Annotated in this window: 1 protein-coding gene; it reads right to left on the bottom strand. The window is 42.7% G+C overall.

Features of this window, described 5'->3' with window-relative positions; translation table 11 throughout:
* On the bottom strand, positions 1-260 hold a 260-nt coding region (locus tag C161_RS32670), incomplete at both ends, for a hypothetical protein (RefSeq protein WP_036674314.1).

Genomic DNA, 260 nt, shown 5'->3' with positions numbered 1-260 from the left:
GTACAGATCAATTTCCTTTTGATATGAAGAGTCCTTCGAAGCGGTTCCTGGAGCCAAAGCTCCCCCAGAGACATCAGTCACTCCAAGTGAAGAACTTGCCGCAGCAATCTGATCAAGGCGATTCTGGTATTCTAAAACAAACACATCAAGCATCCCAAGGATCGTTTCGTTTTTCTCGCTCTCCTTCAGTACCTGAATGTTTTTCAGGTTTTCAGCAGATAGTTCAGTATTTGAAGAAAATTCATCAAAGGCTGCTGATA

The sequence above is a fragment of the Paenibacillus sp. FSL R5-192 genome (assembly GCF_000517845.1).
GTDB lineage: Bacteria > Bacillota > Bacilli > Paenibacillales > Paenibacillaceae > Paenibacillus > Paenibacillus amylolyticus.
Note: the sequence above shows the minus strand (reverse complement) of the source record. Positions and strands in the feature narration are given on the sequence as shown.